At 63.3% G+C, this 24040-nt stretch carries 24 protein-coding genes; 8 read left to right on the top strand and 16 right to left on the bottom strand.

Going from position 1 to position 24040, the window contains the following annotated elements; genetic code table 11:
- Positions 1-188 precede the first annotated feature (188 nt).
- Entirely contained in the window at positions 189-1496 is a 1308-nt protein-coding gene (locus P3G66_RS25765; RefSeq protein ID WP_346349163.1) for a DUF222 domain-containing protein, read from the top strand.
- On the opposite strand, the gene P3G66_RS25760 is transcribed toward P3G66_RS25765, so the two are convergent.
- The 8 genes from P3G66_RS25760 to P3G66_RS25725 all read right to left on the bottom strand — a co-directional run bounded on the left by P3G66_RS25760 (position 1493) and on the right by P3G66_RS25725 (position 10679).
- Positions 1493-3094, bottom strand: coding sequence for a substrate-binding and VWA domain-containing protein (locus P3G66_RS25760; RefSeq protein ID WP_007726253.1), 1602 nt, complete (start codon positions 3092-3094; stop codon positions 1493-1495). The genes P3G66_RS25765 and P3G66_RS25760 overlap by 4 nt on opposite strands.
- Before the next feature lie 212 nt (positions 3095-3306).
- Positions 3307-4719 carry an acyl-CoA synthetase gene (locus P3G66_RS25755; RefSeq protein ID WP_007726254.1) on the bottom strand — a complete coding sequence of 471 codons (1413 nt, stop codon included), beginning with the start codon at positions 4717-4719 and terminating at the stop codon, positions 3307-3309.
- A gap of 12 nt (positions 4720-4731) precedes the next feature.
- Entirely contained in the window at positions 4732-5412 is a 681-nt protein-coding gene (locus P3G66_RS25750) for a rhomboid family intramembrane serine protease (protein WP_064113470.1), read from the bottom strand.
- Positions 5413-5476: 64 nt separating this feature from the next.
- Positions 5477-6580, bottom strand: a complete 1104-nt coding sequence (gene dapC, locus P3G66_RS25745; RefSeq protein WP_276117297.1) for a succinyldiaminopimelate transaminase — start codon at positions 6578-6580, stop codon at positions 5477-5479.
- A gap of 5 nt (positions 6581-6585) precedes the next feature.
- Positions 6586-6909, bottom strand: coding sequence for a ferredoxin (fdxA, locus tag P3G66_RS25740; RefSeq protein WP_003945248.1), 324 nt, complete (start codon positions 6907-6909; stop codon positions 6586-6588).
- A 146-nt stretch (positions 6910-7055) separates the two neighbouring features.
- Positions 7056-7814 carry a hypothetical protein gene (locus P3G66_RS25735; RefSeq protein ID WP_030536220.1) on the bottom strand — a complete coding sequence of 253 codons (759 nt, stop codon included), beginning with the start codon at positions 7812-7814 and terminating at the stop codon, positions 7056-7058.
- A complete protein-coding gene (locus tag P3G66_RS25730; RefSeq protein WP_003945208.1) occupies positions 7814-10372 on the bottom strand; it encodes a bifunctional FO biosynthesis protein CofGH in 2559 nt (852 codons plus the stop codon). The genes P3G66_RS25735 and P3G66_RS25730 overlap by 1 nt, the downstream gene beginning before the upstream one ends.
- A gap of 118 nt (positions 10373-10490) precedes the next feature.
- Entirely contained in the window at positions 10491-10679 is a 189-nt protein-coding gene (locus P3G66_RS25725; RefSeq protein ID WP_003945217.1) for a hypothetical protein, read from the bottom strand.
- 82 nt (positions 10680-10761) lie between these two features.
- On the opposite strand from P3G66_RS25725, the gene P3G66_RS25720 reads away from it, so the two are divergent.
- Positions 10762-11265 carry a PH domain-containing protein gene (locus tag P3G66_RS25720; protein WP_042926352.1) on the top strand — a complete coding sequence of 168 codons (504 nt, stop codon included), beginning with the start codon at positions 10762-10764 and terminating at the stop codon, positions 11263-11265.
- A complete protein-coding gene (locus P3G66_RS25715; protein ID WP_081305368.1) occupies positions 11262-12833 on the top strand; it encodes a PH domain-containing protein in 1572 nt (523 codons plus the stop codon). Before P3G66_RS25720 ends, P3G66_RS25715 begins: the two co-directional genes overlap by 4 nt.
- Here the strand turns inward: P3G66_RS25715 and P3G66_RS25710 are convergent.
- From P3G66_RS25710 to typA, 6 genes are all read right to left on the bottom strand, one after another.
- Positions 12793-13638, bottom strand: a complete 846-nt coding sequence (locus P3G66_RS25710) for a uroporphyrinogen-III synthase (protein WP_211920621.1) — start codon at positions 13636-13638, stop codon at positions 12793-12795. The two genes, P3G66_RS25715 and P3G66_RS25710, sit on opposite strands and share 41 nt — an antisense overlap.
- Before the next feature lie 51 nt (positions 13639-13689).
- Positions 13690-14106: a hypothetical protein gene (locus P3G66_RS25705; protein WP_030536224.1), complete on the bottom strand. Its 417-nt coding sequence runs from the start codon at positions 14104-14106 to the stop codon at positions 13690-13692.
- A gap of 92 nt (positions 14107-14198) precedes the next feature.
- Entirely contained in the window at positions 14199-14357 is a 159-nt protein-coding gene (locus P3G66_RS25700; protein ID WP_003945210.1) for a hypothetical protein, read from the bottom strand.
- A 107-nt stretch (positions 14358-14464) separates the two neighbouring features.
- Positions 14465-15349 carry an N-acetyl-1-D-myo-inositol-2-amino-2-deoxy-alpha-D-glucopyranoside deacetylase gene (gene mshB, locus P3G66_RS25695; protein ID WP_007726273.1) on the bottom strand — a complete coding sequence of 295 codons (885 nt, stop codon included), beginning with the start codon at positions 15347-15349 and terminating at the stop codon, positions 14465-14467.
- On the bottom strand, positions 15346-17130 hold the full coding sequence (locus tag P3G66_RS25690; protein WP_276117296.1) for an ABC transporter family substrate-binding protein: 1785 nt from the start codon (positions 17128-17130) through the stop codon (positions 15346-15348). The genes mshB and P3G66_RS25690 overlap by 4 nt, the downstream gene beginning before the upstream one ends.
- A 152-nt stretch (positions 17131-17282) precedes the next feature.
- Entirely contained in the window at positions 17283-19190 is a 1908-nt protein-coding gene (gene typA / locus P3G66_RS25685; RefSeq protein WP_007726276.1) for a translational GTPase TypA, read from the bottom strand.
- A gap of 324 nt (positions 19191-19514) precedes the next feature.
- On the opposite strand from typA, the gene P3G66_RS25680 reads away from it, so the two are divergent.
- Entirely contained in the window at positions 19515-19691 is a 177-nt protein-coding gene (locus P3G66_RS25680; RefSeq protein ID WP_003945207.1) for a hypothetical protein, read from the top strand.
- Here P3G66_RS25680 and P3G66_RS25675 read toward each other — a convergent pair.
- Positions 19669-20094 (bottom strand): (deoxy)nucleoside triphosphate pyrophosphohydrolase, encoded by a 426-nt coding sequence (locus tag P3G66_RS25675; RefSeq protein ID WP_007726279.1) that lies wholly within the window; start codon positions 20092-20094, stop codon positions 19669-19671. The two genes, P3G66_RS25680 and P3G66_RS25675, sit on opposite strands and share 23 nt — an antisense overlap.
- A gap of 16 nt (positions 20095-20110) precedes the next feature.
- Between P3G66_RS25675 and P3G66_RS25670 the strand changes: the two genes are divergently transcribed.
- From P3G66_RS25670 to P3G66_RS25660, 3 genes are all read left to right on the top strand, one after another.
- Positions 20111-20413: a 4a-hydroxytetrahydrobiopterin dehydratase gene (locus tag P3G66_RS25670; RefSeq protein ID WP_003945236.1), complete on the top strand. Its 303-nt coding sequence runs from the start codon at positions 20111-20113 to the stop codon at positions 20411-20413.
- 271 nt (positions 20414-20684) lie between these two features.
- A complete protein-coding gene (locus P3G66_RS25665; RefSeq protein WP_003945233.1) occupies positions 20685-21428 on the top strand; it encodes a hypothetical protein in 744 nt (247 codons plus the stop codon).
- Positions 21429-21506: 78 nt separating this feature from the next.
- A complete protein-coding gene (locus tag P3G66_RS25660; RefSeq protein ID WP_042448789.1) occupies positions 21507-21905 on the top strand; it encodes a hypothetical protein in 399 nt (132 codons plus the stop codon).
- On the opposite strand, the gene P3G66_RS25655 is transcribed toward P3G66_RS25660, so the two are convergent.
- A complete protein-coding gene (locus P3G66_RS25655; RefSeq protein ID WP_003945257.1) occupies positions 21896-22354 on the bottom strand; it encodes a MarR family winged helix-turn-helix transcriptional regulator in 459 nt (152 codons plus the stop codon). The genes P3G66_RS25660 and P3G66_RS25655 overlap by 10 nt on opposite strands.
- A gap of 85 nt (positions 22355-22439) precedes the next feature.
- Between P3G66_RS25655 and P3G66_RS25650 the strand changes: the two genes are divergently transcribed.
- A complete protein-coding gene (locus P3G66_RS25650) occupies positions 22440-23870 on the top strand; it encodes an MFS transporter (RefSeq protein ID WP_276117295.1) in 1431 nt (476 codons plus the stop codon).
- The last annotated feature ends 170 nt before the right edge of the window (positions 23871-24040 follow it).

Raw genomic sequence — 24040 nt, 5'->3', positions numbered from 1 at the left:
ACGACAAATCGTCCACCGCTTTCGTCGGTCCGTAAACCTTGGTCAATCCCCTCAGCTCGATCATGAGGACCAGTCAACCATGAAAACCGAACTGTCGGAACTTTCAGACGCCAACGGAGAAAGGCGTTGCGTCCGTTCGCTGTCGAGGCTAGTATCGAATGTATGTTCGACACTACCGGGGGGTAAAAGTGACGACGCAAGTATCTGAACAGGCCATATCCAAACAGGCGATATCCGAAGAGACCATCGGACAATTCCGAGCATCACTCGTCAGCATGGATCGATCCATCGACAACGCAGCACGCGTGGATCTTCTGCGCGCCTTGGAAGAGTTGAAGGCCAGTTGCGCTGGTGCCCAGGCATTGCTGGCTGCCGATCTCGACGCGTTCACCCGCAACGACCGCAGCGAACGGGGAGTGCCGCGCGCATACCAAGGCCGTGGAATCAACGCGCAGATTGCCCTCGCACGGCGAGAGTCGGCTTGGTTCGGAACTCAGCATCTGAACCTGGCCCGCGCACTGAACGACGAGATGCCGCACACACTTCGACTACTCGTCGACGGCTCCATCAGTGAGCATCAGGCGACGATCCTCATGCGCGAGACTTCATGTCTCACCGCCCAGGATCGCGCTACGTTGGATCGCGAGTTCTGCTGCGACGCTGCAATCTTGGACGGATGCGGCAACCATCAACTGACACAAAGAATCCGCGCACGCGCTGCCGAAATAGACTCCGACAGTGTTGCCAGACGGCCACGCAAAGCCGTGGGAGACAGACGAGTGACGTCACGGCCTGCGCCCGACACGATGTGCTGGCTCAATGTGTTTCTTCCCGCGGCCGAAGGTATCGCCGTGCACGCCACGCTCAGGCGCGACGCAGATTCCGTACTTGCCGGCGGGGACAAGCGCACCCGAGCGCAAATCATGGCTGATCTCCTGGTCGAGCGAGTTACCGGAATCGGCCGCGCCACACCGACACCCGTCACCGTGAATCTGGTTGTCTCCGACCAGTCATTGTTGGGCGACAATTCCGCCCCGGCGTACGTCCACGGGTACGGACCTGTACCAGCCGCTATTGCACGCGAATGGATCACCAAGGCCAGCGAAGACTCCGAAACGGTGGCAACGGTCCGAAAGCTCTACGCACGCCCCGATACGGGCGCGCTGACCGCAATGGAATCCACGGCGAGAACCTTCCCGAAGGGGTTGGCGCGATTGATCGAACTCCGTGATCGAAGCTGCCGTACTCCGTGGTGCGACGCGCCGGTTCGCCACCGCGACCACATTCGCGATCACTCGAGGGGTGGACTCACCAGCGCAGCCAACGGTGCCGGGTTGTGTGCGGCATGCAATTACGCGAAACAGGCCTCGGACTGGACTGCCGAACCTGTACCAGGTAACCGGCACACCTTCACCACGACGACACCTACCGGGCACCGGTATTCGTCTGAGGCTCCGCCACTTCCGGCACCCTGGACCAGTCCGGATGCGGCCTAAGTTCCTCGGTGAGCCAATGCGTTCACGAACACCTCGGAAATCTCCGAGGGGTCACGAGCGATGTACGTCGAACCGCCCGTCACGCGGGAGATATCGGCGAGCGCCGCCGCATCTGCGTCATCGGTGATGCCGATGGTGACGATGATGACCGGACGCGCCGGATCCTGCTCGCGTGCAAGAACATCGAGCAACTGTTCACGGCTGATGCTGTCAGGATCTTCGTTTGCGCCGTCGGTCAAGATGATGACGCTGTTGACTGCTCGCGGATCGTACGATTCCTGAACCTTACGGAATGCGGCCAGCGTCGTGTCGTACAAACCTGTGGCGCCACGTTTGAGTTCGGTGAGCCGGTTCGCCTGATCTGCCATCAACTTTCGTTGAGTCACACCGTCGACGATCGTGTCGTAGCGCCTGATCGGCACCAATTCCTGGAAGTCCTGGGTTCCGTTCATACCTTGGGAAAACGCCCAGAGACCGGCAGCGACGCTGTCTGGGAAGACCTGATTGCCGGCCAGAGCAGCAGCAGTGGTCAACTGCATGCGCGTCTTGCCGCCTGCCGCCGGGTAGTCCATCGACGCAGACACGTCGATCGCAACGAGTGTCCGGATCGGCTTGGCCATCAGAGCCCAAGCGCCCAGTGTCTGATCGGCCACCGACTGTTCGGACACGGTCAGTGCCGTGACGTCACCGACTCCACCTTCGACGGCTCCACCGCCGGAAGTACGGAACCCGCTGCGCGTCAGCACTTCCTGAGCAGATTCACTGTGCAACAGCTCGGCGATGGCGTCACTCTTCTTGGCTGCGGCGTAGTGCCGGTCCGGTGCCGAAGCACTGACCACCAGGGGGTAATCCATGATCATGGTTCCCGTCGCCGGTACTGTCGCGGAAATCTTCGACTCGGCCTTCGTGAACTCGACGACCTGTTGCTCGGTCGAAACACCGACCTTTCCGGAGCTGACCAATTCGGTGAGCATCTTCTGTCCTACCGGCTGATCTTCGGTACGAACACTCTCCGCTTGCGCATGGGGTACGAGTGCCGCTCGAACGGATTCGGAGGTGGCCCCGGTTTCCGCGAGAGCTCCGAGAATGGGCGCCGACGCAACCCCTGTGAACAACGGATTGCCCAACGCCAGATCGGGAACCTGTAGCGCCGTGAGCCAACTGGCAAACTGTTCGCCACCGCCGGAGGCAAGTACGACAGGCGAGGTGGCGATCGAACCGCCGGCGGCAGCGACCGGCCCTTTGGCCGTCAATGCAGCTTTGCCCACCCACGCTGTCGAATCCGGTATCCACATGTCCGGAGCGTCCACGCCCTTACCCAAAGTTCCCGCAACGTCCCCGGGCAGCGCAGAGGTGACCGTGATCCGTGAACAGCCTGTCTGCTCCGGCGACGATTCTGCGAGGATCTCCGTGACTGCCGGCGCGATCGCAGGATCCGCTGCCAGCGAGTACTCGTCGACGCTCTCGCAGGAATCGGACTGTGTTGCCTTGAAGACCACCACCCCGGTGGCGACTACCGCGACGGCAACCAACCCACCCACTGCGTAGAACCCGATCGACCGCCCGCTGTCAGGACTCGAATGCCGTCCGCCCGCCATGAAATCTGCCCTTCCGAGGCCACTCGCACTCAGGCATACCGACGGTATGCGCGCGACTGGAACTGTCCCTACCGGGCGGTAGTGTAGCCAAGAACACAGAAATTCCAACTAGCGCTGAATCGTCGGAGAACCGGCGAGCCCACATTTCGGGACAGGCCGGCCGAATTCACGAACCTTCAAGCGTCGCAGCGACTTTTCAGCAAACTGACCTGCTAGAGCAGCTCACGCTTCTGAACCTTGCCCATCGCGTTACGTGGCAGAGTCTCGGCAAATCGAACCTCACGGGGACGCTTGTGCGCCGACAACTCCGCCCCCACCAACTCGACCAATTCGGCTTCGGTGACCTCGGGAGTCCCGGGCTTACGGACTACGACGGCGATGATCCGTTGCCCCAGATCGGCGTCGGGGACACCGATCACCGCAACTTCGGACACCGAAGGGTGCCCGAGGATGGCGGTCTCGATCTCGCCGGCGCCGACTCTGAATCCACCGGATTTGATCAAGTCGATGGATTCGCGGCCGACGATTCGGTGGAACCCACCCTCGTCGATGACGGCGACGTCACCGGTCTTGAAGTAGCCGTCCTCCGTCCAGGACTCGGCGGTTGCGTCCGGACGGTTCAAGTAGCCGTCGAAAAGCATCGGCCCACGTACCTGTAGGCCGCCGATACTCTCGCCGTCGTGCGGCACATCGTTGCCCTTCTCGTCACGAAGACGAGTCTCGACTCCGCGCAGCGGCACGCCGACCCACCCCGGGCGTCGCTCGCCGTCGAAACGCGTGCTCAGGGTCAGCATCGTCTCACTCATGCCGTAACGCTCGATGGGCGTCAATCCTGTTCGCTCCCGCAGCTTTTCGAAGACAGGCACGGGAAGCGGCGCACTACCGGAGACCAGAAGTCGGGCACCGGACAACGCGCGGGCAGCTTCTTCGTCTTCGGCGATACGCGACCAGACGGTGGGGACACCGAAGTAGAGGGAGCCTTTGGCCCTTGCGTAGTTTTCCGGCGTCGGCTTGACGGTGTGGATCACCCGGCTGCCGATCCGGAGGGGGCCGAGGATTCCGAGAATCAGTCCGTGCACGTGGAAGAGCGGAAGCCCGTGTACGAGGGTGTCTCGCCACGTCCAGTCCCAGGCCTCGGCGAGCGCGTCGAGCCCGGCTGCGATAGCCGAGCGACTGAGCAGAACGCCCTTCGGTGGGCCGGTAGTTCCGGACGTGTACAGGACGAATGCTGTGGACTGCGGTGCCGGTTCGGGATAGCTGTGCCACGAGCGAGCGTGCAATCGGACGGGAACCACGGGCAGACCTTCGCAGTGGTCGTCCGTTTCGCCGAGCCACGCCTGGGCACCGGAGTCACGCAGAATGTGCTCTCGCTCAGCCTTCCCCGAGTCCGGCGGGACCGGCACAACGGTGACGCCGGCAATCAACGCCCCGACGACGGCGAGAATCGTTTTTGCTGTGGGAGTTGCCAATACGGCAACCCGATCGGCCTGCGCCACTCGCTCCGCGACCGAGGTCGCGGCACCGAGAATGGCACTCCGCGAGAGAACCGTGTCACCGATCGTCACGGCGTCGTCGAGGTCGTCACCGCGGGCAACAGCAAGGGGGTTCAAGGATCTCAGCAGCACCACGACAGCATCTCACAGCGCGGATGGTCGCAAACTTTCTCCTGCCCGACGCGCGTCCATCGAGTGCGGAGGGAACAGCGTCACCAGCGCAGCCCCCAAGAGCGCCCCGGAAAGCACCGCGAATCCGTGTGCGTCGTCGACCGTCACCAATGTTGCGCCGCCGACGACAATCACGACCGTCAGAACAATCTCAGGCATTCGCGGGCGCACCAGAACGCCGATGCCCGCGGCCGCCGCTGCCAGAGCAAGCGTGGCACCGGAGTTGCCTGCGCCGGTCGACGGGAAGACTGCGGTGGTGAGCAAACCGAACAACAGTTGACCGAGCAGGAAGAGTGCCCAACCGCGTGCGGCGCCCCAGAGCCGAAAAGCAGGCGGCGCCACCACTGCCAACGTGAGAAGGTTGGCAACCGTCCCGGCAAGGCCGCCGTCCTGGACGAACACCGACGTCAGGATCCGCCACCACTGACCGTCGCGGATCAACGTGGGATCACGGCGAAACATGTCCAACAGTCCCGGCATCAGCGCCTGCAAAATTGACGGCACTGCCACCACGAGCCAAAGCACAACGGCCGAAAGAGGTAGGTCTCCGAGTATTCGACGATCCTTCAGCCACGCGAGCATCAGCGCGATCGAGGCAACAACGACGGCGACAATCAGTACCGCGTCCAAGCCGCCGGTCCCTGAGGTGGTCACAGCGCGACCTTACATCGGACCGATACCGACATCAGGGAACCTGACACCCGCGAAAGCACACGGTTCAGGCGGAGAGGCGCTTTGCTGCCGCGGCGATTCGTTCGTCTGTAGCGGTGAGAGCGATCCGAACGTGCTTTCTCCCGCTCGGTCCGTAGAACTCACCGGGGGCAACGAGGATCCCACGATCGGCGAACCAACTGGCCGTCGCTCGACATTCCTCGCCGCGCGTCGCCCAGAGGTACAGACCTGCCTCGGAATTGTCGACGGTGAATCCGGCGCCTCGAACAGCTTCGATCAACACACTACGACGCTCGCGGTACCGCTCGCGCTGGATGTTCTCGTGTTGGTCGTCGCCCAAGGCTGCGGTCATCGCCGCCTGGATCGGTAGCGGCAGGATCATGCCCGCATGCTTGCGCACCTCGAGCAGTTCCGACACGAGAGCCGGATCACCGGTGACGAACCCGGCGCGATAGCTCGCGAGATTGGACGTCTTCGAAAGTGAGTGGACCGCAAGCAAACCGGTCAGATCACCGTCGTTGACACGAGGATCGAGAATGGAGAGCGCATCGGCTTCCCACGTCAATCCGAGGTAGCACTCGTCGGAGACGACGATGGCGCCGCGCTCGCGCGCCCAGGCCACGACCTTCTGCAAGTGCTCGAGGCCGAGCACCTTGCCGGTGGGATTCGAGGGCGAGTTCACGAAGATCATCGCCGCCGACTCGGGACCGAGCTTGTTCAAGCCGTCGGCGCGCAGGACACGAGCACCTGCCAGTTTCGCTGCGACCTCGTACGTCGGGTACGCCAACTCCGGAATGACCACCAGATCGCCGGCTCCGAGACCGAGCAATTTCGGCAGCCACGCGATCATTTCCTTGGTACCGATGGCCGGCAGCACCGCTGCCGGATCGACGTCGGGAATGTTGTAGCGGCGATCCAGTGACTCCGCCACGGCCTCGCGAAGCGCGAGCGTGCCATGAGTCGTCGGGTATCCGGGCACCTCGGCAACAGAGGCCAGAGCCTCCTGAATCACCGGGTCCACCGGATCCACCGGCGTCCCCACGGACAGGTTCACGATGCCGTCGGGATGAGAGTGCGCCTTCGCCGTGACATCGGCGAGCGAATCCCACGGAAAATCAGGAAGCCCAGCGGCCACCGGAGTACGAGACAAGATCTCTATTCCTCACCCATGGGAGGCAGCGCCTTGATGAACGGCGTGTCGTAGTCGACCTTGCCGAGCTTGGCCGCTCCACCCGGTGAGCCGAGATCGTCGAAGAAATCGACGTTGGTGCTGATGTACGCGTTCCACTGGTCCGGGACGTCGTCTTCGTAGAAGATGGCTTCGACGGGACAGACAGGCTCACACGCGCCGCAGTCGACACACTCGTCGGGGTGGATGTAAAGCATGCGTCCACCCTCGTAGATGCAGTCGACAGGGCATTCTTCGATGCACGCCTTGTCCATCACATCTACACACGGTTCAGCAATCGTGTAGGTCACTGCCGATCTCCCTGCCTTCCTGTCGTGCATCGCCGCCGCAACACGCAGTTGCAAGGGGCCGAAAATCCGATACGACTCTCACGTACCGCGGGAACAGCCTATTATCCCCCTGCCGACCGACTCTGAGCAGGCGGGGGTAACACATTTCAGCCTACTGCGGTGAAGTTCCTCGACCGAATCGCGATCCACTTCTCCCCCAGAGCGGCCGCGCGTACCAGTGCGCCCCGCTCACCGAGGTAATCCGCCACGACGCCGACCACCGGAATCTTGCCGATGATCTCGTACGGTTTTGTCCGCGACGGCCGCTTGTGCAACTCGTCCGTGATGGCACGAAAAGTCTTGGACGTGCGCCACAACGTTCCGATGAGCGCGAACGGGCGCCAGGTCTCGTCGGCGCCGCCGGCTGATTTCTCGGCGAAGTCTTCTCCGGTGAGAAGCTCTCGAGACTTCGTCTCACGCCGGCACAGCACCGACGCCAGGAGGTCCACCTGCTGATCCCGTTCGGTCACTCCGTGTTCACGGGCAACCGCAACGAGCACAACGGCCTGATTCGCGAAGGCCAGCAGGTCCTGGATCGGCAACCGATTGAGGAGGACGCCGAAGATGCCGGGAAACGCGACGGCGACGGTGTTGAGTGCACCCAACCGGGTCGTCCACCACTTCGAGCGCTGCTCGTCGGTCATCACCGACCACGCCGCCGTCCCGGGGAACTTGACGACGTCGAGGACCCAAGCGGCCGCGTCCAACACCATCGCAGCAGCGTTTCGCTCGGGATCGGTCGGCTCGAACGTCCGACGTTTGATACCGAGCGGATCGCTGTAGGCGAGGTCGAGAACCGGGTTGATCCCCCACACCGCTCGATCGAGAACCTCGACGACCTTGCGGTCCCCCAGTACGTCAGCCATCAGGCAATCGCTCCTTCGCGTCGTGCATGTGTGGTGGTTCGTTCGCGTGCCGGACGTCCGATTCCCTCGGCGATGGCGCGCAGTTCTGCGACGGTCTTCTCGGAACCGTGTTCGGAGCCGGCCATCCGCGAGATCGTCTCTTCCATCAGCGTTCCGCCGAGGTCGTTGGCGCCGCCGTTGAGCATCATCTGCGTTCCGGTGATGCCAAGTTTGACCCAGCTGGTCTGGATATTGGGTATGCGGCCGTGCAGCATGATGCGTGCCAACGCGTGCGCAGCGCGGTTGTCCCGATTGGTCGGCCCTGGCCGTGAAGCGCCCGCCAGGTACAGGGGCGCGCTCTGGTGAACGAACGGCAGCAGCACGAACTCCGTGAATCCGCCTGTACGGTCCTGGATTCCGCGAAGAACGTTCAGGTGCCCGACCCAATGGTGCGGCTGATCGACATGCCCGTACATCATCGTCGAACTCGACCGCAGCCCCACCTCGTGGGCCGTGGTGACCACTTCGATCCATTCCGCCGTCGGCAGTTTGCCCTTGGTGAGGATCCAGCGCACCTCGTCGTCGAGGATCTCCGCTGCCGTACCGGGAATGGTGTCCAGGCCCGCCTCACGAAGGGCCGTCAGCCAATCCCTGATGCTCTCACCACTGCGCGATGCACCGTTCACGATCTCCATCGGAGAGAACGCGTGGACGTGCATCGACGGCACGCGCTTCTTGACGGCCCGGACCAGGTCGGCGTAACCGGTGACGGGAAGTTCCGGATCGATACCGCCCTGCATGCACACCTCGGTTGCGCCGGCGACGTGCGCTTCCCACGCACGGTCGGCGACCTGCTCTGCCGACAGCGTGAACGCGTCGGCGTCACCCTTGCGCTGCGCGAACGCACAGAATCGGCAGCCCGTGTAGCAGATGTTGGTGAAGTTGATGTTCCGGTTCACCACGTAGGTGACGTCCTCGCCGACGGCATCCTTGCGCAGCGCATCCGCCAGTGCCACAACGGCTTCCAGGCCCGGGCCCTCCGCCGTGGCGAGGGCCAGGTACTCGTCGTCGGAACATCCGGCCGGGTCGCGTTCGGCACTGCGGAGCGCAGCCAGCAGATCGGTGTCGACGCGAATCGGAGCACTGAGCTCGAGAACCTGTTCGCGCACGGTCTCCCAGTCGCCGAACGCACTGCCCAGGTCACTGCGGGTCTCGGTGTTGCGCCCGTCCGTGTCGATCTCGGTATTGAGATCGACGCGTCCGCTCGATTCCCACGACTCGTCCGGTTCCTGCCACGGCCGACCCACCGGCTTGGTGTCGGGCAAGGCGAGACCGGTCTTGGGATCCGCCAGCGCCTGCACGTGACCCGCAATACGCGGATCGATCCACGGAGCCCCGGCCAGGACATATGCCGGCTGAGCCGCAGTGCGTTCGGTCAGCGTGAAGCCGCCCTCGGCGCTGATCTCGGCCAAGGTCTCGAGATTCGGCCAGGGACGCTCGGGGTTGACGTGATCGGGGGTCAACGGTGATACCCCGCCCCAGTCGTCCACGCCTGCGCCGAGCAGCGCGAGGCACTCGCTGTTCGAGACGAGATTCGGCGGACTCTGGATCCGCATCGTCGGCCCGAGCAGCAGGCGTGCGACGGCGATGGCCGCGAGAAACTCGTCGAGTCCAGCATCAGGCGTATTGCGCATCGCGGTATCGGGCTTGGCCAGGAAGTTCTGAATGATCACTTCCTGGATGTGGCCGAACGCCTTCTGCGACTTGCGTATCGCCATGATCGACTCGGCACGTTCGAGGAAGTTCTCCCCGATGCCCACAAGAATTCCCGTGGTGAAGGGGATGTTCAGTCGGCCTGCGTCGGTCAGGGTGCGTAGCCGAACCGCCGGGTCCTTGTCCGGGCTGCCGTAGTGGCACTCACCCTTGTCGGTGAACAGCCGGGTAGCGGTCGTCTCGAGCATCATGCCCATCGACGGCGCAACGGGCTTGAGCCGCGAGAGTTCCTGCCAGCTCATCACACCGGGATTGAGGTGTGGGAGCAGGCCTGTCTCCTCGAGTACCCGGATCGACATCGCTCGCACGTAGTCGAGGGTGGAGTCGTAGCCGCGTTCGTCCAGCCATTGCTTGGCTTCCGGCCAGCGAGCCTCGGGGCGATCCCCCAGCGTGAACAACGCTTCCTTGCAGCCCAATTCGGCGCCTGCCCTGGCAATGTCCAAAACCTCGTCCGGTTCCAGGAACATGCCGTGCCCAGCGGCACGCAGCTTCCCTGGCACCGTGACGAATGTGCAGTAGTGGCACTTGTCCTGGCACAGACGGGTCAGCGGAATGAAAACTTTCCGCGAATACGTCACGGTGTTCGGCCGACCCGCTGCCAGCAGACCGGCATCGCGAACCTTGGCCGCCGAAGAACACAGATCGGTCAGATCGGTTCCCCGTGCCTGCAGCAGCGTTGCCGCCTCGTCGACGTTCAGGGTCGCTCCGTCGCGTGCACGACGGAGAACTCGCCGCATCGCCGACGCTGACGGGCCGGGCGACGGACTGGACGAGGCGGACGCGGAAATACCTGGCATCGGAAGCATGGTGGGTTTGCCGGAGTCATCACCAGTTCGGTTCACCTAGCGATCATGCGCCATGTGGGACGACTAGTGCCACCCGGTGCCAGAAGTAGGAGGCCTCACCGCCCCGACACCGCCTCGATCACGACGGCCGGTAGTCGTCGTCGACCGCAACCTCGACTCGTTGATCCACGACGTCAGCCACTGGCGCGTCGAGCGGAATGTCGGTCAGATCGGGTTCTTCAGGGGCGTTCGGATCTACGGGTGTCGATTGTTCGAGCGCATCTGATTCCGGAGCCTCCGGGTCGAATGTCGCATCTTGTTCGGTCATCACGTGCTCCCTTCGCGGTCGCCACACTCCACGATAGGGCCGATGTCGACAGATCGCCCCTCACTCGACCAAAGTAGTGCCCATGACTGCGCCGCAACCGCTGACCATGGCCGACCCGTTATGGCGACCCAGCACCAAAGCCCCGAGGCTGTGGGCAATCACTGCCTCACTGTTCTGGGTACCCGTCATCGTCGCCGAAATCGTCTGTGCCGTCTTGGTGCCCGGAATCCCGTCCTGGGTGGTCGGCACCGTATTCGCAGTCACCGTACTCTTCGCTGCCACCTACATTCTGATGGTCCCGGCGTGGCGGTATCGGGTCCACCGATGGGAGATCAGTGACACCGCGGTATACACCCGCACCGGCTGGTTCACCCAGGAGCGACGCATCGCACCGATCTCGCGCGTGCAGACCGTGGACACCGAGCGCGGACCGATCGACCGCATGTTGGGTCTGGCAACCGTCACGGTCACGACAGCGTCGTCGGCCGGGGCCGTGAAGATCTCCGCACTCGACCAGGAAGTCGCCGACCGCACGGTGGCTCAACTGACGGAGATCGCGGGTACCAACGTGGGAGACGCGACGTGAACGAGAAACAGTTGGGCGACCCGACCGCGATCGAGATCCCGGTAGAGGCGGAAACGGCAGCTGCCGAGGCCGCGGAAGAGGAACAGCCCTGGCTCCGCCTCGACCGACGCATGCTTCTGGTCCACCCCGTCAACGAAGTCGTCAAACTGCTCCCGGTCCTACTCGTCTCCGTAGTTCTCGGCAGCCAATCCGGAAACCACTGGTGGGGACTCGGCGTCGTCACTCTGCTCGTCATCTTCGGTTTGTTGCGGTATTTCACCACCACGTACCGAATCGGACCCGTCCACGTTCAACTGCGCACCGGGGTCTTCCAGAAAAAGCTGCTCTCCGTCCCGCGTAGCCGCATCCGATCCGTCGACGTCGAGGCCGGGGTCATGCACCGGTTGCTCGGACTGTCGATCGTGCGCATCGGTACCGGCCAGCGCGCCGGGAGCGGCCACGATTCGAACAAGTTCGAGCTCAACGCCCTGTCGACCGCCCTGGTTCCGGACCTACGCGCCGCACTGTTGGCCGGCGCCCAGCAAGCACGGCGACTGGAAACCCCGGGCACGCCGGTCGAAAGCATCACCGAACCGGTCGACACCGAAATCGGTCACTGGGAACCGAGTTGGGTTCGCTACGCCCCCTTTTCGTTCACCGGAATCGCCATCATCGCAGCCATCATCGGCATCTCGTTCCAATACGGCATCGGCACTGCCGTCGCGAAATCCTCGGCAGTGAGCGACAGCTTCGACTCACTCGAGAGCCTCGGCATCGCACTGATGGTCGTCATCGCACTCGTCGTGCTGCTGGTGCTGTCGAGTGCACTCGCCTGCGTCCAGTACCTGATCGCGTTCGGCAACATGAAACTCACCGACAACGGCCGCATCCTGCATGTCAGTCACGGCCTGTTGAAGACTCGGCAAACCACACTCGACCGCGCCCGCCTCCGCGGCACGACGCTCAAGGAACCGCTCCTGCTGCGATTGGCCCGCGGCGCGCGGCTCGACGCCATCATGACCGGGGTCAGCGCCGAGAAGAAGGAATCTTCGCTACTGCTCCCGCAGGGACCGCGCAGGGAAGCCGAGCGAGTGATGGCCACCGTGATCGGTGACTCACGCCAGGCGTCCGCCCCGCTGATCCCGCACGGCCCGGCCGCGCGGCGTCGCCGGTACACCCGAGCACTGTTCCTCGCCGCGGTGGCGTTCCTGGTCTGTGTGGCGTGCGCGGCTTCTGGACTCGATGTACCGATCTACGCGTGGTTCGGGGTCGCCGTACTCGCCATCGGTGGCACCGCCCTCGCCTTCGACCGATACAACGGCCTCGGCCACGCAGTACTACCCGGATGGTTGATCACCCGAAACGGCTCGCTCGATCGCCAGCGTCACAGTCTCGAATCCGAAGGTGTCATCGGATGGACGGTGCGCGAGACGTTCTTCCAACGACGCGCGGGAGTGGCAACCGTCGTCGCCGCGACGCCCGCCGGCACCGGAAGCTACGAGGTGATCGATCTCCCCGCCGAGAACGCGTGGGCATTGATCGAAGCCGTCACTCCGGGCGGTGGCGACGTGTGGGCAGGTCGTCGATGATGAGCCGCGCCAGCGAACCGAGACGCGATCGCTCCGGCTGGATGGTCGGAACACCGAGGAGTTCCAGCGGGGCGGCCGTCACCGGTCCGACGCAGTAGGTCGGTACCGGTCCGCGCATCGCTGCGACGAACCGCTCCAGCTCGCCCATTTCTTTTGCCGTGCTGAGCATCGAGGAGACCGCGGGGGCACTGGTGAAGGTCAGCGCGTCGATCGCACCGGAACGAACTGCAGCGACCAACGCGCGGACCGGCGACTGATCCGGCGGCCGGATCCACCGATAGACCGATACCGGAGTGACAACCGCGCCGATGTCGGCGAGGGAGGCGCTCAGGTCCGTCAACGGCTCCCATTCGGTGATGGTGCCGTGCAACTGGACTGCGATGCGCAAGCCTGCCGCTCCCTCGCTTCCGAGATGTGCCAGAACTTCCTCGGACGACTCACCCGAAGGCGACCATTCCTCGCGCAGTCCGGCGCCTCGGATGGCACCCGTCGCCTTGGGGCCGCGGGCGATGATGCGCGTGTGGGCGAGAGCCCCGAGGAACTCCTCGGTCAAACCCCACGAGGCGACGGCGTCAAGCCAACCCCTGAAGCCGATCCCGGTACTGATCACGACCAATTCCGGAGGATCGGCAATCAAAGCGGACGTCTGAGTCCTCAGGTCTCGATCGTCCACCAACGGCAGCACATGGATCACCGGTGTCCGCACGATCTCCGCGCCTCGACGTTCGAGGAGCGTCGCAAATTCTTCGACACGCCGTTCTGCGGTCAAGGCGATAGTCGCACCCGCCAAATCATGTTCAGCCACAGGCTGAGTGTCCCTTATGCACGGGTCAGTTTCCTACGCGCGCGCCGAGAACTATTGCGAGCTGAGGGTGGCAAGTCTGTTGATCGCCACTTTGAAGAGGAAAACGGCGGCCGGAGCGATCGCACCGACCAGCAGCAGGAAGGTCAGAGGGGACGAAAGCACGAGTACGTCGCCGCCGGGGCCGCCCACCATGCACACCAAGAACCCGACGATCCAACCGGCGAGCGGCAATGCGGCCCTACCCGGAGTCGTAACCGTGCGGGCGGCGATCACCAATACGAGGTTCGCGGTCGCGGCTACGAGAATGCTGATGGGAAATGCCGTCGTACCGAGATGAGTCGGCAAGAACAGGACGGACAACACCGCGCACAAGAATCCGTCGAAAATCAGGACGCCGAGGATGACAGGGTCGAGCCACGACAGCGACGTTCCTGTCGAGGCGTCCGTGTTGTTCTCGACGGTCGTCATGGTTTTGATAGTGGTCTATCGGTCGTCATCGCGCGAGCGCGGGGTCCCTCCCGACAAGCACCCCGGCTCGCGCCCGAAAAGCACGAAGCTGATCAGGGAACCGGCGGGAACCCGAGCAGAGTCAGCAAATGACTCTGCTGATCTGCGAATGCGTAGAGCGACCCGTAATACAAGTCGTGGTAATAACCAGCCATCGGACGCAACGAATCGACGAAGGCGACGATCTGGTTTTGCAGGTCCCAGTTGTACATTTCTTCAGCCCCCAGGCTTTGCTGTTACCGAAAGGACCACCCATCCGGTGACACGCATCACACACCACTACGGCGTCGATCGCAATGCCTGTGAGCCGACGCCCAGGTCAGCTGTGCAGCCCGCCGAACAGATCGCGCTCGCGGCCGTCCTCACCCACCGGACCGAGCGCGCCGGCGGCCAATACGAAATGCTCGACCGTCAGGATCGGTTGGACCACGTTGTTCGACAATGCGAACTCGGCTCGGCTCGGGGCTACCGTCACCTGAGTGGCGTGGGCGCTCAATGCCCTCGCCTTCGCATCGATGACGCCTCGAACGTCGATTGCCGTCGTCACGTCTGTGTCCTCGACGCTCGGCAATTCCCCGGGCTCGGGCAGACGCCAGTTCTCCGGGAACTCGGAAATCGCCGCGATGCCGCGTTCGAGTCCGCTGCGCTCGGTCACGGTCCAGTAGAACTTCGGAGTCGACCACGGCTCGCCGGTCTCGGGATACGCGGTCGTTCCTGCAGCTTCGACGGCCGCTGTCGTGATCGCGTGCGCCTGGATGTGATCCGGGTGCCCGTAGCCGCCGTTGGGGTCGTACGTGATCACGACGTGCGGCCGAATCTCACGAATGACGGCGACCACCGCGCCGACTGCTTCGTCGAGTCGAGCATTGACAAAAGCACGGGGATTGGCGGCCGAAGGTGTGCCGATCATTCCGGAGTCGCGATACCGACCGGCACCGGCGAGGAAGCGAGGAGCGGCACTGCCCAAAGCCGACAAAGCAGCGCTCAGTTCCGCGATCCGGTAGCCACCGAGTTGATCGGCCTCGGAAGCCACGAGCCCGGCCCACGCATCACCGATCACTTCGCCTTCCTCCCCCAACGTGCAGGTGAGGACTGTGACCTCGACGCCTTCGGACGCGTATCGCGCGATGGTGCCACCGGTGGTGATCGTTTCGTCGTCCGGATGTGCGTGTACCAACAGAAGTCGCTTCGCCGACGCGGTCACTTTTCCACCCTCACCCAGTCCGTAGCGTTTCCGAATATCCCCACCTGCACCGGCCCGTCGAGGACCACGCCCTCGACTCCGGTCCCGACCGCGACCAGCGCTCGGCTCTGCACGATCGGCAAAACCGCCGCAAGATCCCACAGCCTGGGTTCCGCATCGGCGATCAACGACCCCAGATCCCCGATGCCACTGAGCGCTTCGTCGATCCGACCTTGCAACGCCGGATCACACAGCCCGGACAGGTTGCTCGGAGCCTCGACGCTTGTCGTTCGGATGGGCTCCGGTGTCTGCGACGGCGTCGGTGCGGGCACTGCCGAACTTGTTGCCGGAGTGGAAGGTGCGCTCGGGCAACTGAACCGCGAGGCCAGCGAAGTGGCCGTGTCGGCGCCTGCCCGGCTCCAACCGACGATCATGTCGACGCGTCCTGTCGTCAGGTCCTCGCCGTAGAGTTCCTCCGGCGCCACCGATTCGACGGTCGCCAGGATTCCCACGTCACGCAATTCGTCGGCAGCGGTGTTTGCCACGGCGATCGCGATGTCGTCGTTTTCGGGAGCGCCGATCAGCAGTGTCAACTGGGCGCCGTCACGGACGATCGATCCGACCGTTCCAGTGCCCGTGACGATTCCGGTGGGCGGTGCCGTCAGGTAGCCGGCTGCAGTCAGCTCGCCCAGCGCTTGCTCCCTGGTCGGTTTCGGCGGCGCGGTGGGCGCATACCTTGGATCCGACGGAGCGAGGATCTGAGCTTTCACCGGGGCGGACGCCGATTCACTCCCTGCCGCCACCACGGCGAGCAGGTCCGGATCGAGCAGTCCCAGAACACCTTTACGCACCCGAACATCCGCGAAGTTCTTGCTTCGCCCGTTCACGTTGATGTCGAGAGTGCGCGGAACGTAGGAGAACGCCGTCCTGACACCCGGGATTGCAGACAGCTGAATATCCGTGGCACTACCCGAATGAACCTGCGCCACTTGGGCATCGTCGGTACGCAGCGCATCCGCCAACTGCGCAGCCGTTCCTCCGCGTCGCAGAACTATCTGATCCGGGTCTGAAGGCTTGCCCCAGAATCGGTCGTTGCGTTCGAGCACGATTTCGTCCCGGCCGCGGTCGACCGAGCGCACGTGAAAGTGGGCTCCCGACACCGGAATCCCCTCACTCAGGCCGGTGCTGAAACCGCCGGGAGTGTCCTTGATCAGGTGGGACGGAAGAATATCGGTGAACAACTCTCGCCATGCCGGATACGGCGCACGCATCACGACGTTGACCGTTTTGCCGCCGCCGGACGAGTTCACGTCGTCGATCATCTGATAGCCCGCGGGATTGACCACACCGGGAACCGAGATCATCTGCTGCCACAGGTAGCGAAAGTCTTCTGCCGCAATGGGAGCGCCGTCCGACCATTGGGCTTCGTTGCGCAGTTGGTAGCGAATCGTGAACGGGGCCTCCGACGTCACTTCAGCGGAAACGAGGAAAGAATCGTCGATCGCCCACTCCGTCGCGCCAGGTTGTGTGGGCGAATTGATCGGGCGAAACGCACTGGGCAGTACGAGGTTGCCGACTGCGGAGTTGACCGGCGACTGATCCGCGAGCAGGTGCGGGTTGAATCCGCCTCCCACCTCGTCGATTGCCACAGTGACCTGCTTCATCGCCGGAACGACCGGAGTCGGTGTGGGCTTGACGGTTTCGGTGCTCTCGACCGGAGGCGGCGGATCGGCTGTACATGCAGTCAGTGACAACGCCGTCACTGCCACTGCCAACGCCAGGTAGCGACGTCCTGAGGCCACAGACAATTCCTTCCGTACGGGGCCGCGTCGCCCCTTTGCAACTCGATTCCCTGGCAGATCTTTCGCCTGGAAACCATGAAGGCGAATGTACCTTTCCGCCGAAAACTCGGCTGAAAGGCACATCCGCCTGTCAGGTTGTAACCGACGAAAGACTACAGAGCAGCCTTGTCGCGTGCCTTGCTACGTGAACGCTCGCGAGCGCGCTCGGTTGCGTTGAGGTGCACCTTGCGGACGCGAACGTCCTCCGGGGTGACCTCGACGCACTCGTCGCTGGAGCAGAACTCCATCGCTGCTTCGAGTTCGAGCTTGATCGGTTTTGCGAGGGTCTCCATCACGTCTGCGGACGACTGACGCATGTTGGTCAGCTTCTTCTCGCGAGTGACGTTGATGTCGAGGTCTTCCTGACGCGGGTTGATACCGACGACGTGTCCCTCGTAGGTGTCTGCGCCGGGCTCGACGAAGAAGGTTCCGCGGTCGGCCAACTGGATCATGGCGAACGGCGTCACCGTGCCGGAGCGGTCCGAGACGAGCGAGCCGGTGTGGCGCGCACGGATCTCACCGGCCCACGGGCCGTATCCGTCGAACACGGCGTTGGCGATACCGGTTCCGCGGGTTTCCGTGAGGAAGTCCGTGCGGAAGCCGATGAGGCCACGCGAAGGAACGATGAACTCCATGCGAACCCAGCCTGCGCCGTGGTTCGACATCTGGACCATCTTGCCCTTGCGGTTGGCCAGGAGTTGCGTGATGGCGCCGAGGTACTCCTCGGGGCTGTCGATGGTCAGCTCTTCGAAAGGCTCGTGAACCTTGCCGTCGACGAGCTGCGTGACAACCTGCGGCTTACCGACGGTGAGTTCGAAGCCCTCACGACGCATCTGCTCGACGAGGATGGCGAGCGCGAGCTCTCCACGACCCTGGACCTCCCACGCATCGGGGCGACCGATGTCGAGGACCTTGAGCGAGACGTTACCGACGAGCTCCTGGTCCAGGCGGGACTTGACCATGCGTGCAGTCAGCTTGTGACCCTTGACGCGACCGACGAGCGGTGACGTGTTGGTGCCGATCGTGACCGAGATTGCCGGCTGGTCGACGGTGATGCGGGGCAGTGCGACCGGGTTCTCCAGATCGGCGAGGGTGTCGCCGATCATGATGTCCGGGAATCCTGCGACGGCGCAGATGTCACCGGCGACGGCGACCTCACCGGGAACGCGCTCGACACCGATGGTCGTGAGGAGTTCGGTGATCTTGGTCTTCGTGACGACGGGCTCGCCGTCGACCTCGCGGCACCAGGACACGGTCTGGCCCTTGCGCAGCTCGCCGTTGTGGATGCGAACGAGTGCGAGGCGACCGAGGAATGCGGATGCGTCGAGGTTGGTGACGTGAGCCTGCAGCGGTGCGTCGACCGAGCCCTTCGGCGCGGGGACGTACTCCATCAGCACCTGGAAGAGTGCGGTGAGGTCCTCGGCGTCGGGAGCCTTGCCGTTCTCGGGCTGCACGGTCGATGCCTTGCCTTCGCGACCGGACGCGTAGAGGACGGGAAGTTCGAGTGCGAGCTCAGCGGCTTCGGCGGCCTCGTCGGAAAGGTCCGATGCGAGGTCGAGGAGCAGGTCCTGAGCCTCGGTGACAACCTCTTCGATACGGGCGTCGGGGCGGTCCGTCTTGTTGACGACCAGGATGACGGGCAGCGAAGCGGCGAGTGCCTTGCGCAGCACGAAACGCGTCTGCGGCAGGGGTCCCTCGGAAGCATCGACGAGCAGGACGACGCCGTCGACCATGGACAGGCCGCGCTCGACCTCGCCACCGAAGTCGGCGTGGCCGGGGGTGTCGATGACGTTGATGACGGTGATGGAACCGTCTTCGTTGACCTTATGTACTGCGGTGTTCTTCGCGAGAATGGTGATGCCCTTCTCGCGTTCGAGGTCGCCGGAGTCCATAACGCGATCGACCAGCTCGGCGCGCTCCTCGAACGCGCCGGACTGACGAAGCATGGCGTCGACGAGGGTGGTCTTGCCGTGGTCGACGTGTGCGACGATGGCAACGTTACGGAAGCTGGTGATGGTCACGCGATGGCTCTCCTGGCTGAGTTGATTCGGCCACGCGAAAGTCAAGTCGCACGGCTCTTCTGGTGGCCGCTGCACGAGTGTGTGATCCGAATCAGGGCACGAATCGCCTGAGAAGGCACCGCGGCCTAGTAAATACTACTCGCTCCGGGCTGATACTCCTGCATTGTGCGGCCTCTATCACCGCCCCCACCAGCGAATAGTGATCTGCACCACGCCGATGCGCGTAGGATTACGACCTGGAGAAACAGGTCATTTAAGGGTACGCTAACCTCGTTTCAAGAGCGGGCTCTCCGCCGTAGTGAAACAGGAAAGCCGCAGCGTCACATGGGAAAAGTCAAGGCAAGCAAGGTCTCGCAGCTCAAGCCGAAGAAGAAGTGCTGCCGCAAGAAGACGCGGTGCATCAAGTGCCCCGTCGTCATCATGCGGATGAAGAAGCTCGAGAACGAGGGCGCATCCAAGAAGGAACTGAAAGCGGGTCTCAAGAAGGCTCGTGCGGCGTAAGCGCGCTCAATTCCGCGAGTAACTCGGGGATCCAGGCTCGATCGTTGTCCACCAGATCCATCGACAACAGTTCTTCGGCGTCGACCCATGTCAATTGAGCATGGTCGAGCGCGACCGGTTCTCCCGACACCAACTCCGCCCGGTAGGCCCGCAGGACCAACCCCGGCGACAGTGGCACGTCGACACCGATTCTGGCGCCGCATCTCACCTCGACCGCCAGTTCCTCGAGCAGCTCCCGCGCCAACGCGTTCTGTGGCGATTCGAATTCTTCGACCTTCCCGCCCGGCAGCTCCCAACGACCGGCCAAAGCCGGCGGACTCGTCCGCTGCGCGAGGAGCAGCCTTCCCTCGCGGAAGATCGCACCGGCGACAACTTCCCGATCCCTTGCAGGTGCATCACTCATCGCACCATGATGGAGTATGGCCACTTTGTTGTCCGACTCCGCGATCCAAAACGCTCTCGACGAACTGCCCGCCTGGCAACTGTCGCCAGGGTCGATCACTCGCACGGTCGACTCCGCGACATTCCCGGACGCCATCGCGCTTCTTCAACGCATCGCGGCAGTCGCCGAGGCCGCGGATCATCATCCCGACATCGACGTTCGCTGGCGAAAGGTCACGTACACGCTTTCGACACACTCGGCGGGCGGTCTCACGGAACTGGACTTCGACCTTGCCCGTCGAATTGACGTACTCGTCGACGATTCGGTTCGTTTCGACTGATCTTCGAGTGAACAAACCTCGCAATCTGACGTAACAGTTGCATCAACTTTCACATAGATCACTTCAGTCACAGGTATGGTCGCCGTAAATCACGATCGAGGCCGGTCATGCCATAGACTCCCCCCGGTGCGTAGCTGCTCAGCAACTGAACAGCTGTACAACCCGGGGGCTCTGTACATAGAGTGACCCCTCGAGCCGTCAAACGCGGAGCTCGCCTAGGCGCCCGCGCGGTATGACTAAGGATGGGGAAACAGTGCTTCGAACCCGAGGTATGCGAAAGGCGTTCACCGCCGTCGCTATTGCCGCAGTAGCAGGACTGGCATTGCCGGCACAGGCAATGGCCGATCCGGCAGCACCGCCCGCACCCGAAAGTGTGCCGATCGAGTTCCTCGCATCGTTTGCGCCCGCCATCATCGGCGCCGCCGCAGGTCCGGCCGATGTTGCAGGCGGACCGCAGCAAGCGTTGCTCGACCAGGCTCGCGCGATCCTGAACTCCCCCGGCATTCCGCCCGAGATCAAGGCCACCCTCGAGAAGGTCATCACCTTCCTCGACGGCAGCGGCGGCGGCGGACCGGCGATCCCGGACGAGAACGCCCCCGTCATCGCGCAGTTCCTCTACCCGACGCTTGGCAAGGGCTGCATCTCGGCCACCGCCGATTCGGTCGGAACCGCACTTGCCGTTCCCGGCCCGGCTCACCTGCCTCCTCCCGGTCCCGCTGCCGGTCAGGCCGGATTCGTCTTCACCGCTCTCGGTACGGCTCCCGCCGTCGACGACCAGCCGGTGCCGATGACCGTCACCTGGGTCAACATTGACAACCAGCGCAGCGCCACCCAGAACTTGACCAACGCCGCACGCATCAACCCGGACGGCCCAGCCACTCTGTCGGCTATCGCCGATACCGGCCCCGGACGCGTTCTCTCGGTGATCAGCGGTTCGCTGACCACCCAGCCGGAAGGCGCAGATCGCATCACCTGCAGCTTCCTTCCGACCGTGGGCATGTTCGCGGTAGCTTGATCGAAGTCTTGTGAAAGGGACCCACCGAATTTCGGTGGGTCCCTTTTGCATCTCCGATCACCGTGATAGACCCGATAGATGGGACATCTACGAGTGGACATCACGCACGGTCGTCCAGAGAAGAAATCCGGCCCAGACCAGTCGATACGGTCACACAAGTCGACGCGATCGATACTGTCCATCCGATCCGAGGGGTCCATTCTCTCGATCGGATCGGCGTACTCGATCCTGTCGATCGGTAGCGTCGGCTCTTTTCTTTCGATCGGAAGCATCGGGTCTACGGCGTCGGTCCTGAGTTCGGGCTCGTTCGCCAGTCTCGGGTCCGCGCTGTCCGGTCTCTCACGTTGGTCACTGCTCTCCTGGCGTGGAAATCATGCAGCCCCCGAAGAACACCCGAAACTTGTTGTCATTGCGCCGGAATCGGATTCGAGCGATCCGGACCGCTCACTACGATCCGTCTCGCACTCTCAGACCTGATTCGGTCGCGGCCATTCGCGGCCTTCCAGCGCTTCGACCGAGGTATTGAATTGCCGCAGTAGGTCACCGAGCGCGAGACGCTGCTCCGGCGTCCACTCGCGGAGGACCTTTTCGACACCGGCTGTCGAATGTTCGCGATCAGCACGAAGTTTCGACAGCCCCTGCGCCGTCGGCCGGACCTTTCGCGCGAGCCCTCCGTCCGGATCCTCCACTCGCTCCACCAAGCCCTGACGCCTCAGCGCGCCGATCTGCCGGTTGATGGTGGAGATGTCGAGCGAGAAAGCGCAGGAGAGCTCCTTGAGGCTCATGGGATGTTGCAATTCCAGTCGACCGAGCAGTAGATACGCCGACCGGTCCAGATGAAGTTCGGCCCGTTGTGCGAGCGCGTGGTAACGCGAGAGCAGAGTCAACTCGTACTCGATATTCACCAGATCAGGGTCCCGGTCCATCCTCATATTGTGCAGACTACACACGATGTGTAGCGTGCACACTGGGGCGAACGCACCAATCAGAACACGCCATGGCGGGAGCCGCATGTCCGTTCACGCAGGGTCGTCCAATGTCGACGAGAAAATCCCCGACACGAACTACGCATCCTCGGGTCCAGTGCTCACCGTTCTAGGACTGTGCGGAATCGTCGTCGCCTTGATGCAGACGCTGGTAGTCCCCATCATTCCGCAATTGCCGCACCTGCTGAACTCCACTCCCGCCGACACCTCGTGGGCGGTCACCGCAACACTCCTCGCCGCCGCGGTGATCACGCCGATCAGCGGGCGCCTCGGCGACATGTTCGGCAAGAAACGAATGCTGCTGGTCAGTCTCGGGATGGTCGTTCTGGGCTCGGCCATCTGCGCGATCGCACCTTCACTGATCGTGCTCGTTGTCGGCCGAGCACTTCAAGGAGCATCGGTCGGGGCAATTCCATTGGGCATAGCCATCATTCGTGACGTTCTTCCACCGAAGAAAGTGGCCGGCGCCATGGCGGTCATGAGCGCCACCCTCGGCGTCGGCGGTGCGATCGGACTGCCGATCGCCGCGGTGATCGCCCAGAATGCCAACTGGCACTTCCTCTTCGTCACATCGGCAGCGTTCGGGCTGATCTGCATCGCACTGGTTGCGTTCGTCATTCCCGAATCGACCGTACGACGCCCGGGACGTTTCGACTTCGTCGGTGCGCTCGGCCTCACCGTTGGTTTGATCACCCTGTTACTCCCCATCACCAAGGGCGGAACCCGGGGATGGGGCGACGCGAAAACCCTGGGGCTCCTTGCGGTTTCCGCGCTCAGCTTCCTGGTGTGGGGATGGTGGGAACTTCGACGCAACGCACCGCTGGTGGACCTCCGCGTATCGGCCCGGCCGCAGGTTCTCTTCACCAACTTCGCGTCGATCGCCGTCGGTTTTGCCATGTACGGCAATTCTCTGACGCTCCCCCAACTGCTCATGGCACCGACGTCCACCGGTTACGGACTCGGACTGTCCATGGTTGCAGCGGGACTCGCACTGGCCCCCGGCGGACTCGTCATGATGGCGCTCTCGCCCGTCTCCGCTCGAATTTCGGCTTGGCGCGGCCCGCGAATCACGTTGATGCTCGGCGCCCTCGTCATCGGATTGGGTTACGCCTTCGCATATTTCACGGTGTCGAGTGTCTGGCAGGTCGCCGTGGCCGGAATGTTCATCGGAGCGGGCGTCGGGCTCTCGTACTCGGCCATGCCGGCCTTGATCATGGGCGCAGTCCCCATCACGGAATCTGCAGCCGCGAACGGACTGAACTCACTGATGCGATCGATCGGCACGTCGACGTCTGCCGCGATCGTGAGCGTCGTCCTGGCCGGAATGACCATCACCGTCGGCACCGCAGTGATCCCCTCGTTCGAGGCGTTTCGTGCCACGTTCCTGATCTCCATCGCCGCCGCCGTCGTGACGATGGTGTTCGCCGGGTTGATTCCCAAACAGAAAGTCTCGTAAGGGAATCAACCCGGCGGAGGACTCACTTCTCCGAAGAGCCTTCGATGCTGCCCGTCTGCAACTTCGACAGAAGTGTGTAGATGAAATTGATGATGATATCCACGTGGTGCCCTCTCACATAACGGGTCCCCGACCCGCCAACGACGGTACCGCAGAACTCTTCTCCATCG

It is taken from the genome of Rhodococcus sp. C3V, from assembly GCF_029269915.1.
Lineage (GTDB): Bacteria > Actinomycetota > Actinomycetes > Mycobacteriales > Mycobacteriaceae > Rhodococcus_F > Rhodococcus_F qingshengii.
The sequence above is the reverse complement of the archived record's forward strand: the minus strand, read 5'-3'. Positions and strand labels throughout refer to the sequence as shown.

Bases quoted from the DNA above. Each gene is read 5' to 3' on its own strand.
- P3G66_RS25760 (WP_007726253.1), bottom strand. From the start codon at position 3,094: ATGGCGGGCGGACGGCATTCGAGTCCTGACAGCGGGCGGTCGATCGGG.
- P3G66_RS25735 (WP_030536220.1), bottom strand. From the start codon at position 7,814: ATGGCTGACGTACTGGGGGACCGCAAGGTCGTCGAGGTTCTCGATCGA.
- P3G66_RS25730 (WP_003945208.1), bottom strand. From the start codon at position 10,372: ATGCTTCCGATGCCAGGTATTTCCGCGTCCGCCTCGTCCAGTCCGTCG.
- P3G66_RS25725 (WP_003945217.1), bottom strand. From the start codon at position 10,679: ATGACCGAACAAGATGCGACATTCGACCCGGAGGCTCCGGAATCAGAT.
- P3G66_RS25720 (WP_042926352.1), top strand. From the start codon at position 10,762: ATGACTGCGCCGCAACCGCTGACCATGGCCGACCCGTTATGGCGACCC.
- P3G66_RS25705 (WP_030536224.1), bottom strand. From the start codon at position 14,106: ATGACGACCGTCGAGAACAACACGGACGCCTCGACAGGAACGTCGCTG.
- P3G66_RS25700 (WP_003945210.1), bottom strand. From the start codon at position 14,357: ATGTACAACTGGGACCTGCAAAACCAGATCGTCGCCTTCGTCGATTCG.
- P3G66_RS25680 (WP_003945207.1), top strand. From the start codon at position 19,515: ATGGGAAAAGTCAAGGCAAGCAAGGTCTCGCAGCTCAAGCCGAAGAAG.
- P3G66_RS25675 (WP_007726279.1), bottom strand. From the start codon at position 20,094: ATGAGTGATGCACCTGCAAGGGATCGGGAAGTTGTCGCCGGTGCGATC.
- P3G66_RS25670 (WP_003945236.1), top strand. From the start codon at position 20,111: ATGGCCACTTTGTTGTCCGACTCCGCGATCCAAAACGCTCTCGACGAA.
- P3G66_RS25665 (WP_003945233.1), top strand. From the start codon at position 20,685: ATGCGAAAGGCGTTCACCGCCGTCGCTATTGCCGCAGTAGCAGGACTG.
- P3G66_RS25660 (WP_042448789.1), top strand. From the start codon at position 21,507: ATGGGACATCTACGAGTGGACATCACGCACGGTCGTCCAGAGAAGAAA.
- P3G66_RS25655 (WP_003945257.1), bottom strand. From the start codon at position 22,354: ATGGACCGGGACCCTGATCTGGTGAATATCGAGTACGAGTTGACTCTG.
- P3G66_RS25650 (WP_276117295.1), top strand. From the start codon at position 22,440: ATGTCCGTTCACGCAGGGTCGTCCAATGTCGACGAGAAAATCCCCGAC.